The organism is Nocardioides sp. NPDC054178 (assembly GCF_055585005.1).
In genome coordinates this window covers 1339831-1354267 of sequence record NZ_JBVJKY010000001.1, presented here as the reverse complement: position 1 = coordinate 1354267, position 14437 = coordinate 1339831, and the positions used below count along the sequence as shown (strand labels likewise).

At 69.6% G+C, this 14437-nt stretch carries 12 protein-coding genes; 5 read left to right on the top strand and 7 right to left on the bottom strand.

The annotated features are described in order from the left end of the window. Positions 1-76 precede the first annotated feature (76 nt). From corA to ACZ6WN_RS06430, 3 genes are all read left to right on the top strand, one after another. A complete protein-coding gene (gene corA, locus ACZ6WN_RS06440) occupies positions 77-1216 on the top strand; it encodes a magnesium/cobalt transporter CorA (RefSeq protein ID WP_465863453.1) in 1140 nt (379 codons plus the stop codon). A 25-nt stretch (positions 1217-1241) separates the two neighbouring features. After that, positions 1242-2201 carry a DUF389 domain-containing protein gene (locus ACZ6WN_RS06435; RefSeq protein WP_465863451.1) on the top strand — a complete coding sequence of 320 codons (960 nt, stop codon included), beginning with the start codon at positions 1242-1244 and terminating at the stop codon, positions 2199-2201. Positions 2202-2354: 153 nt separating this feature from the next. Then, entirely contained in the window at positions 2355-2861 is a 507-nt protein-coding gene (locus ACZ6WN_RS06430; RefSeq protein ID WP_465863450.1) for a hypothetical protein, read from the top strand. A 6-nt stretch (positions 2862-2867) separates the two neighbouring features. Here the strand turns inward: ACZ6WN_RS06430 and ACZ6WN_RS06425 are convergent, their stop codons facing one another. After that, positions 2868-3734 carry an acyl-CoA thioesterase gene (locus tag ACZ6WN_RS06425; RefSeq protein WP_465863448.1) on the bottom strand — a complete coding sequence of 289 codons (867 nt, stop codon included), beginning with the start codon at positions 3732-3734 and terminating at the stop codon, positions 2868-2870. Positions 3735-3847: 113 nt separating this feature from the next. Between ACZ6WN_RS06425 and ACZ6WN_RS06420 the strand changes: the two genes are divergently transcribed. Next, positions 3848-5062, top strand: coding sequence for an acetyl-CoA C-acetyltransferase (locus ACZ6WN_RS06420; RefSeq protein ID WP_008363437.1), 1215 nt, complete (start codon positions 3848-3850; stop codon positions 5060-5062). A 76-nt stretch (positions 5063-5138) separates the two neighbouring features. On the opposite strand, the gene ACZ6WN_RS06415 is transcribed toward ACZ6WN_RS06420, so the two are convergent. Beyond that, positions 5139-5618, bottom strand: a complete 480-nt coding sequence (locus ACZ6WN_RS06415) for a MarR family winged helix-turn-helix transcriptional regulator (RefSeq protein WP_465863446.1) — start codon at positions 5616-5618, stop codon at positions 5139-5141. 217 nt (positions 5619-5835) lie between these two features. Between ACZ6WN_RS06415 and ACZ6WN_RS06410 the strand changes: the two genes are divergently transcribed. Continuing rightward, positions 5836-7161, top strand: coding sequence for an MFS transporter (locus ACZ6WN_RS06410; protein WP_465863444.1), 1326 nt, complete (start codon positions 5836-5838; stop codon positions 7159-7161). A gap of 87 nt (positions 7162-7248) precedes the next feature. Here ACZ6WN_RS06410 and ettA read toward each other — a convergent pair whose 3' ends face one another. The 5 genes from ettA to ACZ6WN_RS06385 form a co-directional block, all read right to left on the bottom strand. After that, on the bottom strand, positions 7249-8931 hold the full coding sequence (gene ettA / locus ACZ6WN_RS06405; RefSeq protein ID WP_465863442.1) for an energy-dependent translational throttle protein EttA: 1683 nt from the start codon (positions 8929-8931) through the stop codon (positions 7249-7251). 59 nt (positions 8932-8990) lie between these two features. Continuing rightward, positions 8991-9518, bottom strand: coding sequence for a single-stranded DNA-binding protein (gene ssb, locus ACZ6WN_RS06400; RefSeq protein ID WP_465863440.1), 528 nt, complete (start codon positions 9516-9518; stop codon positions 8991-8993). A 150-nt stretch (positions 9519-9668) separates the two neighbouring features. Then, positions 9669-11321, bottom strand: a complete 1653-nt coding sequence (locus ACZ6WN_RS06395; protein WP_465863438.1) for a GTP-binding protein — start codon at positions 11319-11321, stop codon at positions 9669-9671. Between the two features lie 27 nt (positions 11322-11348). Further along, positions 11349-13226 (bottom strand): ABC transporter, encoded by a 1878-nt coding sequence (locus tag ACZ6WN_RS06390; RefSeq protein ID WP_465863437.1) that lies wholly within the window; start codon positions 13224-13226, stop codon positions 11349-11351. After that, positions 13223-14389 carry a PrsW family intramembrane metalloprotease gene (locus ACZ6WN_RS06385; protein WP_465863436.1) on the bottom strand — a complete coding sequence of 389 codons (1167 nt, stop codon included), beginning with the start codon at positions 14387-14389 and terminating at the stop codon, positions 13223-13225. The genes ACZ6WN_RS06390 and ACZ6WN_RS06385 overlap by 4 nt, the downstream gene beginning before the upstream one ends. Positions 14390-14437: the final 48 nt, after the last annotated feature.

Sequence of the window (14437 nt, the reverse complement as noted above, 5' to 3'; positions counted from 1 at the left end):
ACCACGAGTTCGTGCCCGGGCCGGCGCGACGCGTTTCCGCGTCGCCCGCTCGCTCGCAACACTTCAGGAGGCCACCATGTCCGAGCGCCCGTTCAAGACCCTGCGCGCACTCACCAAGCAGCGCCGTGCCGACCCGCCGATGATCCCCGCGCAGCACGGCGGTGGTCGGTCCTCGACACCGGCACCGGTGGCCCGCGGCAGCATGATCGACAGTGCTGTCTACGTCGGTGGCGACCGCGTCGACTCACCCTCGACGCTCGCCGAGACGTACCGCTCCCTCCACGCCCACGACGACGCGATGGCCTGGATCGGCCTCTACCAGCCCACCCAGCACGAGCTGGCCTCGCTGGCCGAGGAGTTCGGCCTGCACGAGCTCGCCGTGGAGGACGCGATCGTGGCTCACCAGCGACCCAAGATCGAGCGCTACGACGAGACGCTCTTCGTGGTGCTGCGTGCCGCCTGGTACGTCGACGAGACCGAGGACATCGACTTCGGCGAGCTGCACCTCTTCGTCGGCCCCGACTTCGTCCTCACCGTGCGCCACGGCAACCAGCCCGACCTCTCCCCCGTTCGCCGCCGGATGGAGAGCAACCCCGACCTGCTCCGCCTCGGCCCCGAGGCGGTGCTGTACGCCATCCTCGACCGCGTCGTCGACGGCTACGCGCCGGTCGTGGCCGGGCTCGCCAACGACATCGACGAGATCGAGACCGAGATGTTCCGCGGCGACACCCAGGTGTCCCGGCGCATCTACGAGCTCTCCCGCGAGGTGGTCGAGTTCCAGCGGGCGACCCGGCCGCTCCTGGGCGTCGTACGCTCCCTGGCCGCCGGCTTCTCCAAGTACCGCACCGACGAGGAGCTCCAGCGCTACCTGCGCGACGTCGAGGACCACGTGATCGGCACCGTCGAGCAGATCGACGAGTTCCGCAACCTGCTGCGCGACATCCTCACCGTCAACGCCACCCTCGTCGCCCAGCAGCAGAACGAGGAGATGAAGGCGCTCAGCGAGCTCAGCGTGCAGCAGAACGACGAGGTCAAGAAGATCTCCGGCTGGGCGGCGATCCTGTTCGCGCCCACGCTGGTCGGCACCGTCTACGGCATGAACTTCGACTTCATGCCCGAGCTGCAGTGGCGCTACGGCTACTTCATGGCGCTCGGGCTGATGCTCACGGTCAACGTCGTCCTCTACGTCCTCTTCCGCCGCCGCAACTGGATCTGACTCCCGCACACGCAACAATGTGCCCATGCTGCAGCTGCGGATCACCTCGCCGACGCACCTGACACCCGAGGTCCTCGAGATCCTCACCGCCGATCCTGCGGTCAGCGAGCTCTCGTCGTTGCCGGGAGCCTCGCTGCGTCCCGAGGGCGATGTGGTGCTGGCCGCGGTCGCCCGGGAGGCCTCCAACGACATCATCGACCGGCTCCGCGAGCTCGGCATCCCCCGAGAGGGAAGTCTCCACGTCGAGCCCGTGCAGACGTGGATGTCCGAGGCGGGCCTGGCCGCCGACCACCTCGCGCCGGGCAGCAGCGCCGACTCGGTGGTCTGGGCCGACGTGACCCAGCGGGCCTACGAGGACTCCGAGACCAACTGGACCTTCCTGAGCCTGATCAGCCTGGCCACGATGCTGGCCGGCATAGCGATCGTCCTCGACTCCCAGATCCTGGTCATCGGGGCGATGGTCATCGGGCCCGAGTTCGGCGCGATCGCCGCCCTCGGGGTCGCCCTGGTGCGCCGCCGCTTCGGGCTGCTGGGCCAGTCGCTGCGTACGTTGCTGGCGGGGTTCGCGGTCGGCATCGCAGTGACCACGCTGGCCGCGCTCGTCGCCCGCGGCCTGGGCTGGATCACGGCGGCGAACGTCACCGCGGAGCGACCGGGAACCGCGTTCATCTACACCCCCGACAAGTGGTCCTTCATCGTGGCGCTGATCGCGGCCGCCGCCGGGGTGCTCGCGCTGACCTCCGCCCGGTCGGGCAACCTGTCCGGCGTGTTCATCTCGGTGACCACCATCCCGGCGGCCGCCAACGTGGCCCTCGGCCTCGCCTTCGGGCTGGGCGATGAGGTCTGGGGCAGCACCCTGCAGCTCGTCCTCAACGTCTCCGGCATGGCGATCGCCGGCTGGCTGACGCTCCTCATCCAGCAGTACGTGTGGCAGCGGATCTCCGAACGCCGCGCGATGCTGGCCACGCGGCTCAGGAAACGCTGACAAAGGTCCCGCTTCTCGACATCCGCTGCAAGCACTGGGAGGCTACTGGACTCAAGCAGAACTTTTGTCGATCAGAGCGCTCTCGGAGGACGCATGCGGGCAATTCAGCGGGCTATCGTCGGAGTCGGGCTTGCCGTAGTCGCCACCGTCGCGATGGCACTGCTCATCGGGGGCCTTCAGTCGATCGGACCGGACCAGGCGAGCCGGCCCGCGCAGCAGGCGACCGGCCCACAGACGGTGCTCGACGACCCGACGGGTCCGCCCGAGCCCGTCGACGCCGCCGAGGACAGCTCCGTCGGCACGCTGCCTCCTCCGCCCGACGCCTCGACGGCGACCCAGCTCGCCTCCCGCGACCTGCTCGCGCCGCCCGAGTCGGCGCCCGACTCACGACAGCCCGCCGAGGGGAGCCCGCTGAGCGCCCGGAAGACGCGCGCCGGGGAGAAGCCGGGCAAGCCCTCGGGCCAGGTCCCCTCGATGCCCGGGCAGGACTTCACGGCCACCCAGGACGGCTGGGACTGGAGCGCGTGGAACGACGCGGACGGTTGGTACGGCGACCGCGACAGCGACACGGATGACGACTGCCGGCGCGACCGCCGCGACGAGCACCGCTACGACCGCTACGACCGCCGCGACGTCTGCGACGACGACCGGCGCGACTGAGGCTCCCTAGAGAACGGCCTCGACGGCCGCACGCACCTGCGGGCTGGGCTCGACGGCCTTCCCGGACTCCAGGTCGTAGAAGACCAGCGTGACCTGTCCGCGGGCGAGCCGGAGGTCTCCGTCGGCGATCTCCGACTCGATCGTCATCGACTTGGTGCCCAGCCGGGAGACGTAGCTCCACACGTCGTACGGCTCCGAGCGAGCCAGGACCGGCGCGTGATAGGTGACGTCGGTCTGCGCGACCACGACCGAGGGCCAGGCCTTGACCTCGGCGTGGGAGCTGAGCCGCTTCATCAGCGCCAGCCGCGACTCCTGGAAGTACTCGAAGTACTTCACGTTGTTCACGTGCCCGTAGGCATCGACGTCGGAGAAGCGGACGTAGAGCGGGAAGCGCCCCTCCTCGAGCCGCTTCGGCTCGCCCAGCGCGAGCGGCTTCGGCGACCATTCCTCCGGGTAGCCCTCGAGGTACGGCTGCAGGTTGGCCTTCTCCTCGGGCTTGAGCCGGCGAGGCGACTCGGTGGCGAAGACGTACGGCGCCAGGACCGTGCTCGCCCGCAGGAAGACCTTGCGGGTGCCGTCGGGCTGGTCGCGGAAGATCTCGTAGGCCATCGTGAAGCTCGCCGCCCGGAGGTCGGTCACCCACGACTCGACGTAGACCGGCGTGAAGTCGAAGAGCAGCGGCGCGACGTAGGTGACCTGGTGACTGGCCACCACGACCCCCTCGGCCAGACCCTGGGTCTGCGGGCTCCGCGCGTGCGTGCGCAGCATGTCCACGCGAGCCTCTTGGAGGTAGTCGACGTAGACGACGTTGTTGACGTGACCCAGCATGTCGAGGTCGGCCCAGCGCATGGGGCATTCGTAGAGGTGGCGCACGCGACCGATCCTTCCAGATCATCTTGGGCACTGGGCCTGGTCTCAACGCCGGGTCCGGGCGAGTATGGTGTCGACCACATCGCTTTCTACTCACCAGTAACCCGGGAGTGTTCATGCCTGAGGCAGTCATCGTCGCCGCCGCCCGTACCCCGATCGGGCGCGCCAACAAGGGATCTCTGAAGGACTTCCGTCCGGACGACCTTGCGGCCCTCATCACCAAGGAGGCCGTCGGGAAGGTCGAGGGTCTCGACCCCAACGACATCGACGACCTGCTGCTGGGCTGTGGCCTGCCGGGAGGTGAGTCCGGCAACAACATGGGCCGGGTCGTCTCGGTGCTGAACGGCTGGGACAAGGTGCCCGGCGCGACCATCACCCGCTACTGCTCCTCCTCGGTGCAGACCTCGCGGATGGCGCTGCACGCGATCAAGGCCGGCGAGGCCGACATCATCGTCTCGGCCGGTGTCGAGACGGTGTCCCGCTTCGTCAAGGGCACCTCGGACCACCTGCCCGACACCGTCAACCACCTCTTCGACGACGCCCAGTCGCGCACCGCCGCGACCGCCGCGTCCAACGAGAAGTGGCACGACCCGCGCGAGGACGGCCTGCTGCCGGACGTCTACATCGCGATGGGCCAGACCGCGGAGAACCTCGCCACCTCGCGCGGCATCTCCCGCCAGGAGATGGACGAGTTCGGCGTACGCTCCCAGAACCTCGCCGAGAAGGCCATCGCCGACGGCTTCTGGGCCCGCGAGATCACTCCGGTCACCACCCCTGACGGCACGGTCGTCTCGGCCGACGACGGTCCCCGCGCCGGCGTGACCCTGGAGGCCATCTCCGGCCTCAAGCCGGTCTTCCGCGAGGACGGCACCGTCACCGCCGGCAACTGCTGCGCCCTCAACGACGGCGCCGCCGCGGTCGTGGTCATGTCCGACACCAAGGCCGCCGAGCTCGGCGTCACCCCGCTGGCCCGGATCGTGTCCACCGGCGTCTCCGGCCTCTCCCCCGAGATCATGGGCCTCGGCCCGGTCGAGGCGACCCGCAACGCGCTGAAGTACGCCGGCATGTCGATCGGCGACATCGACCTGGTCGAGATCAACGAGGCCTTCGCGGCCCAGGTGATCCCGTCCTACCAGGACCTCGGCATCGACATCGACCGCCTCAACATCAACGGTGGCGCCATCGCCGTCGGTCACCCCTTCGGCATGACCGGTGCGCGCCTGCAGAACACCATGCTCAACAGCCTCGACTGGCACGACAAGACCACCGGTCTGATCACCATGTGCGTCGGCGGCGGCCAGGGCATGGCGATGATCCTCGAGCGCATCTGACGTCTGACCGAGTCGGCGCAAATTAACCGAAGAATCAGCCGAGTCGGCGCGTCATGACGCGCCGACTCGGCTGATTTCAGCGCATCTCGATGCCGGGGCGGTCGCTGATGAGGTGGTCGGAGACGGTGTTCATCACGCGCCCCAGCGCGGCGAAGTCTTCCGGGCTGACCAGATCGATGAGGTAGTCGCGTACGCCGGTGACGTGGACAGGAGCCGCCTCGCGCAGCAGCTCGAAGCCGCGATCGGAGAGGGTGGCGACGACGCCGCGGCCGTCCTCGGCGGAGTTGCGGCGCTCGACCAGCCCGGCACGCTCCATCCGGGTGATCGTGTGCGTGATCCGGGAGCGCGAGTGGGCCAGGGAGTCGGCCAGCTGAGCCATCCGCATGGCGCCGTCGTTCTCGGAGAGACGGACGAGGATCTCGTACTCCGGGAGCGAGATGTCGAAGCGGGTGCGTAGATCGGCGTCCAAGCGATCATCGAGCAGAGTCATCCCCATCATCAGCGCACGCCACGAGCGCTGTTGCTCTTCATCCAGCCACCGAGTCTCATCACCCACGGGGCATTACGTTAGCCCTGTCTCCGGGCTGTTCGGTGCACTGGCACCCCATAACGGCGAGGAAGTTGTCACCGAAGGTTCGATGAACACCCGGGACGAGAGCCCCTAAAACAGTCGGGACCATCGGTAGAACGAGCCAGGACCTTAGCCCGGCACGAGGCTTCCTGGGCCTCAGAAACAATTCGCCACGGCTGCGGGTAAAGGCGAAGATTGGGCGGTGTCGACTCCCCCTGCTCTCGGTCTCCGTGACTTCATAGCCGCGCTTCCCCGCGAGGGCCGCTGGCTCCTGTCGACGGTTGCGATCCAGCTCCTCGGTCGCGGGATGACGCTGCCGTTCACGATCATCTACCTCCACGAGGTACGCGGCTTCGACCTCGGCCTCGCCGGCACCCTGATGGGCCTGATCGCCATCGTCGGCTTCGTGGTCACCGGCCCCGCGGGCAGCCTGATCGACAGGTACGGAGCCCGTCCGGTGATCCTGGGCGGCCTGGTGTGCGCGATCGCCGGTGACGTCATGCTCGCCTTCGCCACCACCCCGGTGCTCGCCGCGGCGGCGCTGTGCCTGCTGGGCGTCCAGGCCGGGGTGTCCTGGCCCGCCGCCAACGCCCTGGTCGCCACCGTGGTCGAGGGCGAGCTCCGGCAGCGCTACTACGGGGTGAACTTCGCGCTGATCAACCTCGGCATCGGCGTCGGCGGCGTCATCGGTGGTCTCTTCATCGACGTGACCCAGCCCGAGACGTTCACCTACGCCTTCCTCGCCAACGCCGCCACCTTCATGATCCCGGCCCTGGTCCTGCTCGGCCCGCTGCGTCATCTCCACGGCCGCGCCGCGCGTCCGGCCGACGACGAGCCCGACGCGACCGCGTCGTACGCCACGATCCTGCGCCGCCCCGAGGTCATCTGGCTGGTGGTGATCGGGGTGCTGCTCTCGACCCTGGGCTACGGCCAGATCGAGAGCGGGTTCCCGGCCTACTCACGCCAGATCTCCGAGGTATCGACCCGGGTCGTCGGGTTCGCGTTCGTGGTGAACTGCGCAGTGATCGTGCTCGCCCAGTTCTGGGTGATGAACCGGGTCAGCGGCCGACGGCGCACTCGGGTGCTCGTCGCCACCGCCGCGATCTGGGGCCTGGCCTGGGTGGTGTTCGGAGCGACCGGCCTGGTGCCTGGCTCGGTCGCCGCCATCGTCGGTGTGGTCGCCTTCCAGGGAATCTTCTTCGCCCTCGGCGAGACGCTGATGCAGTCCGCCTACCCCGCGCTGACCAACGACATGGCACCCGACCATCTGCGCGGGCGCTACAACGCGATCAACTCGGCCTCGTTCCAGACCGGCGCGATCGTCGGCCCGATCCTGGCCGGGTTCCTGCTCGAGCACGGACAGTCGACGGTGTTCATCGCGCTGATGGTGGTCGGCTGCGTCGGCGTCGTGGCCGGCTCGATGCGCCTCGAGCGCCGGATCAGCCCCGCCGTGAACGGCGTACGCCCCGCCCTGATCGCCGAGTCGGCTCAAACTGACGCCGACGCCGGCCGAGTCGGCTCGTCATAACGAGCCGACTCGGCCGGGATTTCGGTCAGAACGCGCCGACTCGGCGCGTCTGTCCGAGACAGACGCGCCGAGTCGGCAGGGGTTCGATCAGTCGCGGGTGAGGCGACGGTGGGTGACGCGGTGGGGGCGGGCGGCCTCCTGGCCGAGACGCTCGATCTTGTTGGCCTCGTAGGACTCGAAGTTGCCCTCGAACCAGAACCACTCGCCCTCCTTCTCCTCGGTGCCCTCCCAGGCGAGGATGTGGGTGGCGATGCGGTCGAGGAACCACCGGTCGTGGGAGGTGACCACGGCGCAGCCGGGGAAGTCGAGCAGCGCGTCCTCCAGCGAGGAGAGCGTCTCGACGTCGAGGTCGTTGGTGGGCTCGTCGAGCAGCAGCATGTTGCCGCCCTGCTTCAGGGTGAGCGCGAGATTGAGGCGGTTACGCTCACCACCGGAGAGCACGCCGGCCTTCTTCTGCTGGTCGGGGCCCTTGAAGCCGAAGGAGGCGACGTAGGCCCGCGAGTTCATCTCGAAGTTGGCGACCTTGATGAAGTCCAGGCCGTCGGAGACGACCTCCCAGACGTTCTTGTTGGGGTCGATGCCGCCGCGGCTCTGGTCGACGTAGGAGATCTTCACCGTCTGGCCGACGTTGAGCTCGCCCGCGTCGGGCTTCTCGGAGCCGGTGATCATCCGGAACAGCGTGGTCTTGCCGACACCGTTGGGGCCGACGATGCCGACGATGCCCGCACGCGGGAGCGAGAACGAGATGTCGTCCCACAGCGTGCGGCCCTCGAAGCCCTTGACCAGACCCTTGGCCTCCATCACCACGTCGCCCAGACGCGGGCCCGGCGGGATGTTGATGTCGGCGGTGTCGATCTTGCGGGCCTTGTCGGCCTCGGCGGCGAGCTCCTCGTAGCGGGCCAGACGCGACTTCGACTTGGTCTGGCGGGCCTTGGCGTTGGAGCGGACCCACTCCAGCTCCTTCTCGAGCATCTTGGCGCGCTTGGCGTCCTTGAGGCCCTCGACCTTGAGGCGGTCCTTCTTGGTCTCGAGGTAGGTGGAGTAGTTGCCCTCGTAGCCGTGGATCGAGCCGCGGTCGACCTCGGCGATCCACTCGGCGACGTTGTCGAGGAAGTAACGGTCGTGGGTGACCGCCAGGACGGCGCCCTTGTAGCTCTTGAGGTGACCCTCCAGCCACTGCACCGACTCGGCGTCGAGGTGGTTGGTGGGCTCGTCGAGCAGTAGCAGGTCGGGCTCCTGCAGGAGCAGCTTGCACAGCGCGACGCGGCGGCGCTCACCACCGGAGAGGTTGTCGACGATCGCGTCACCCGGGGGGCAGCGCAGCGCGTCCATGGCCTGCTCCAGCTTGGAGTCGATGTCCCAGGCGTTGATGTTGTCCAGGTAGGTCTGGAGCTCCCCGGTCTCGGCCATCAGGGCGTCCTGATCGGCGTCGGGGTCACCCATCTCCATGTAGGCGTCCTCGAGGCGCTTCATCTTCGTCTTGATCTCGCCGACCGCCTCCTCGACGTTCTCGAGGACGGTCTTGCCCTCGGTCAGCGGCGGCTCCTGCTGGAGCATCCCGACGGTCGCGTCCTGGTCACGGACGATGTCGCCGTTGTTGGGGTGGTCCAGGCCCGCCATCAGCTTGAGCAGCGAGGACTTACCCATGCCGTTCGGGCCGACGACGCCGATCTTGGCACCGTGCAGGAACGAGAGGGTGACGTTGTCGAGGACGACCTTGTCGCCGTGGGCCTTGCGCACATTGCGCAGGGAGAGGATGTAGTCGGCCATGGGCTCCACCCTAATGAGGTCGGGGCACGCCGGTACAACCGGCGCACACCCGGCTCACCTCAGGCCGCCGTGGAGTGCTCGGTCTCCGCGGGCGCCTCGACATCGTCCGGGGACGCCGGCTGCTGCTCCCAGGGATCCGCACCCGGGGCCCGCCAGTCGGAGATCGGGTCGCGCTCGGCGTCGTCGTCGCGCGGCCCCGGCGCCGGAGCGGCGACCGCGGCCAACGTACGCGGGTTGCGCGAGATGCTGGACATCCCGCGGTTGAGGTCGTGGCCGACGACGGTCGCCTCGACCTCGAAGGTGTTGACCTCGAGCCCGTCCTTGTTGACATAGCTGCGGGCCGAGAGCCGCCCCTGGACGACGACGGGGTCTCCCTTGCGCAGCGAGCGCCCGACGTTCTCCCCCAGCTGTCGCCAGGCGCTCACCGAGAACCATTGCGTGACGCCGTCGCTCCACTCACCGGTAGACCGGTTGAGCTTCCGCGGCGTGCACGCGATCCGGAAGTTCGCCACCGAGATCTCGCCGACGCTCCGCACGACGGGGTCGGCGCCGACGTTGCCGCGCAGGGTGATGATCGAGTCGTTCATCGTTGTCTCCTCAGTGTTCGCGCCCGCCTGGTGCGGGCCTCGGAGACAACCCTGCGCTCGACCACCGACAGTTCCGGGGCGGCGTACGTCCACCTGTGGACAACCCCGGATCGAACCGCCCCTGTGGACAGTGATCGGCCCGTCCAGCGGTCAGCGCAGCGCCTTGGCCACCCCGTGCCGGAGGGCGGTGTAGGCCGCCAGCTCGGTCTCGATCGGGTCGACGACGAGCTCGCGCGAGACGTCGGCGACCGCCGCACGCAGTCGCGCATCGGCCGCCCGAGCCCGCCGCCGCGCGGTGGTGATCACCAGCAGATGACACACCGCCCACAGCACCAGCCCGAGCCCGACACCCCCGATCAGGAGGACGTACGGCAGCTCGACCCCGGCGACGGAGGGCGTCACGTCGCCGACCTGAGCGGCTCCGGAGAGGAGCAGCGCCACCGACCACACCAGCCCGACGGTGGCGAGGATGATCAGGAACCACTGGAGCCCCTTGACCAGCCCGGTCCACAGCGGCAGCCGCTCGGCGTTCAGGTCGACTCCGCCGACCGAGGCGTCGAGCCGGTCGGCGAGATCGTCCATCCGCGAGACCGACGCACGCCGGATCGCGTCGCGCCACGGCGAGGCGAGGCCGGCCCCGGCCTCGTCGGCCAGCTGACGCACCTCGGTGTCGACCCGCGCGCGCTCGACCGCGGTGGTCTGCGGCAGCGAGGTCCGGGCACGCCCGGCCAGCTGGGTCGCCTCCTCCCCCAGCGCCAGGTGGAGCCGCTTCAGCGGGTCCGGCCTCAGCCGGGACACCCACGAGACCAGCGGCCAGCCGGTGGCCGCACGGGCCCGGGTGCGTACGGACCGCTCGACCGCGTCCACCACGGTCGGCACGCCGGCCGCCTCGGCGATCGCGTCCTCGAGGGCCTCGACCCGGGGCTTGGCCAGGGAACGCGGCTTGGCGTCCCCGGACGCCTTGGCGAGCTTCACCGCAGCGGTCTTGATATCGGCCGAGAGCCGGGACTTGTTGGCCCGCTTCGCCGCGGCCCGCTGGGCGATCTCGGTCTTGAGCTGCGGGATCCCCCAGCCGAGCTTGGCCGAGACCGGGATCACCGGGACGTTGCGCAGCCCGTCCTGGTCGAGCAGGCGGCGTACGTCACCCAGCATCGACTCACGACGGTCCTCGGGAACGCGGTCGATGTGGTTGAGCACCACGACCATGATCTCGGAGTGGGTGCGCAGCGGCTGCAGGTAGCGGTCGTGGATGGCCGCGTCGGCGTACTTCTGCGGGTCGAGCACCCACACCAGCATGTCGGCGAGCTCGACCAGCCGGTCGACCTCGAGATGGTGGGAGACCTCGGTGGAGTCATGGTCGGGCAGGTCCAGCAGCACCACGCCGTCGAGCTCGTGCCCCTCACGGCGGGTGTCGAGCATCGAGTCGCGGGTGGTCTGGTGACGCTCGGGGATGCCCAGCCACTCGAGCAGCTCCTGAGCGCCCTCCGAGCCCCACACGCAGGCGGTCGCCCAGGAGGTGGTCGGCCGCCGGACACCGACGGCGGAGAGCTCCAGCCCGGTCAGGGCGTTGAACGTGGACGACTTGCCCGACCCGGTCGCCCCCGCGACCCCGACGACCGTGTGGTCGGCGGAGAGCTTGAGGCGTCCCTGGGCCTTGTTGACCACCGTGCGCGCGTCCTCGACGAGTCCGTCATCGAGGCGCCCCGTCGCCGCTGCGGTCGCAGCGGTCAGTCCGTCCAGCCGATCCCCGAGGTCCCCACCTCGGCCGACCAGGTTCTTTGCACCTTCGAGCAGGCCGCTCAATGATCCCCCTAAAGTCCCTGACAAGTCTCAGCCGTCGCTGCGCTGGCTGGCGAAACGGGCGTCGCCGACCTTACGCGCGGCGTGCCGCAGCCGCTCCGGCGCACCGTGGTCGATCTGCAGCGCATCGACCTGACCCGTGTAGCGCGCCCGCTCCTCGTCGACGAGCCCCACGATGCGTACCTCCAGCGCCTTGCGCGCCCTGGACGCGAGCCCGCGAACGGCCTGGTCGCCGAAGACCGCCTCCAGCAGCTTCTGACCGATCAGGAGGGTGCCGCCGGCGATGCCCACCTCGGCACCGACGAGCGCTCCTCCGGTCGAGGCGAAGACGACCACCATCAGCGCGACGCCGAGCCCGTTGACGCCGTAGGAGAGGAACTTCGCGGTCGTACGTTTGTCCTGACCCTCGCTGCGCACCATGTCGAGCACGTCCTGCTGCCAGTCGCGCACCGCACGCTCGGCCTTGGGTCGCAGCGCACGCGAGGCCCGGCCGAGGTCAGCGGGGCCGGCCGCGAGCAGCCCGCGCCCCGCGGGGCTCATCTGCCAGGCCGCCTCGGCCCTCTCGGCAGCCGCCTCGCACTGCTCCAGGATCAGCATCTCCAGGCCACCCTGCACGGCCGCGGTCACCCGCTCGGCCTGCTGCGGCTTGCCCTTGATGGAGCCCAGGATCTTGTCGCGGAGCATCCCCACGCGCGTCTCGAGCGCCTTGAGGATCTCCCCGGTGCCGACGAACTCCTGCCAGCGCGCGAGCACCTCGCCGCGCAGCAACGTGCCGTCGGCGGTGGCCGCCATGATCGACTTGAGCGCTTCGTCGTAGGCCATGTCCGCATCGGTACGCAGCCGCTGCGCGGCCTCTCCCTGACCGTCCGCGGTGTCGGCGATCGGGTGGACCTCCAGGGTCAGCGCCCGCACCGCACCGTCGAGGGTCTGGGTGACGACCTGGTGTCGCGCGCTGGCGTCGTCGGCGAGCATGTCGAGCCAGGCACGCACCTCGGCGACGTGCTCGGCCGGCAGCAGGCCGTGCTCGGAGACCTCGCCCTCGTGGACGATGAAGAGCGGTGAGTCCTTGAGCCCGCGCGAGGCGAGCATCCGGGCCAGGTGGCCGGCGACGGTCTGGACGGCCTCGGTCGGAGTGCGGTCGAGCACCACGGCCACCGCGGTGGAGCGGTTGGCGGCGAGCTGGAGGAACTCCCACGGCACCTGGTCGGCGTAGCGCGCGGCCGAGGTGACGAAGACCCACAGGTCGGCCGCGGCGAGCAGCTCGGCCGCGAGCACCCGGTTGGCCTCCTCGACCGAGTCGACGTCGGGCGCGTCCAGGATCGCCAGGCCGGGGTGGAGCCGGTCGCTGGCGACCAGCTGCAGCGCGCCGGGGTCGTTGGTCGGGTGGTTGACCCGCTCCAGCTCGGGGAGCAGACGGTCCTGGCCGAACCAGCGGCCGTCGTCGGGGTGGTGGACCAGCACCGGCGAACGGGTCGTCGGCCGCAACAGCCCCGGTGTGGTCACCTTGGTGCCGACCAGCGAGTTCACCAGCGTCGACTTACCGGCGCCGGTGGAGCCGCCGACGACCGCGAGCAGCGGCGCGTCGATGGTCATCATCCGCGGGATCACGTAGTCCTCGAGCTGCTCGACCATGTTCTGCCGGGCGGCCCGCTGCTCGTCGGCGCCGGGCAGGTCCAGCGGCAGGGTGACCTCGGTCAGCGCCTGGTGGAGCTGGATGAGCGAGGTCACCATCCGGCTGCCCTCGCCCCCGGACGCCTCGATCTCGGCCCGGGCGGCCTCGAACTCGGTGGTCGGCTTCTCCGCGAGCATCCCCGCGGTGAGCGCCTCATAGGCGGCCGGCCGGGGCTCCGGGGCCCCCTCGGGAGCCGTCTGCGGAGCTTCGTCGTCGCGTGTGTGTTCTTCACTCATCCGGTCATCACCTGCCCGCTCGGGAATGCGATGTGTGGACGTACCTCACTGATGCGGTCAACGTATGCCCTCCCCCGGGCGGCGAAGTCCGGCGGCGGGTTGCCGCGCAGGAATCGCCAGTGCAAGTATCCGAGCTCGATGGCAGCCTGCTGGTATTCACGCATGGCCGCAACCCCCTGAGCCCCTCCGTGTGTCGCCGCGAACTTCCGCGCCTGCTCCCGGCGCCGCAGATCGACCACCCAGCCGATGTCGGTGTAGGGGATCAGCCCGCGTTGAGCCGCGTCGGTCAGCGACCGGGTCAGCACGATCCGCTCGGACTTTCGCCGCCACACCGCGAAGACCACCATCGAGACGAACGCGGGCACCATCACCACGACGTACGCCAGCAGGAACCCGGCCCCGTCATAGAGCAGTGTCGAGCCGTTCCAGGTGCCGTGGGCGAGCACCGCGATGGCGTAGCCCAGCAGCGGCGCGACGACCTTCAGCCAGCGCTTGCGCGTCACGACCGCGATGCCGATGCCGATGCCGGTGAAGGCGGTGAAGAGCGGGTGCGCGAAAGGGCTGAACAGGCAGCGCATCACGAAGACGGCGGTGAACTCACCGAGGTGTCCCGTGGAGCTGTCGCCCATGCCCGGCGTGCCGTTGTAGGTGCCGCCCAGGTAGAGGATGTTCTCGGTGAAGGCGAAGCCGATGCCGACCATGCCGGCGTAGACGATCCCGTCGAGCACCCCGTCGAGGAGGTGGCGGCGCCAGACCAGCAGCACGAAGAGGAAGAGGCCCTTGGCCGCCTCCTCGGTGACCGGCGCGACGATCGCGAGCTGGGTCGGCTCGCTCCACCCGGCGAGCAGCGCCCCCACGCTCTGCACGATCAGCGCGGCCGCGACCGCGACGAAGGCACCCCATCCCAGGCCGAGCGCGAGCAGCGACTTCGGCTCGGGCTCGTAGCGGTCCAGCCACAGGAAGGCATAGACCAGCGGCACCACCGGGATGGCGGCGAAGAGCACTCCCAGGATCGCGCCGGTCGGAGCAAGATGGTCGTTGACGAGGCTCGTGCTCAGCAGAACGATGCCGAGCACCGGCAACGAGGTCAGCACGACGAGCACGCCCACCACGATGGTGAACGTGCGGTTGCTTCGTGTCGGATCCTTCGGGATCGCCCCCATGCGCGCCAGACTATCGGGCGTGCGGGCCGCCCGTGCGACCAGACACCG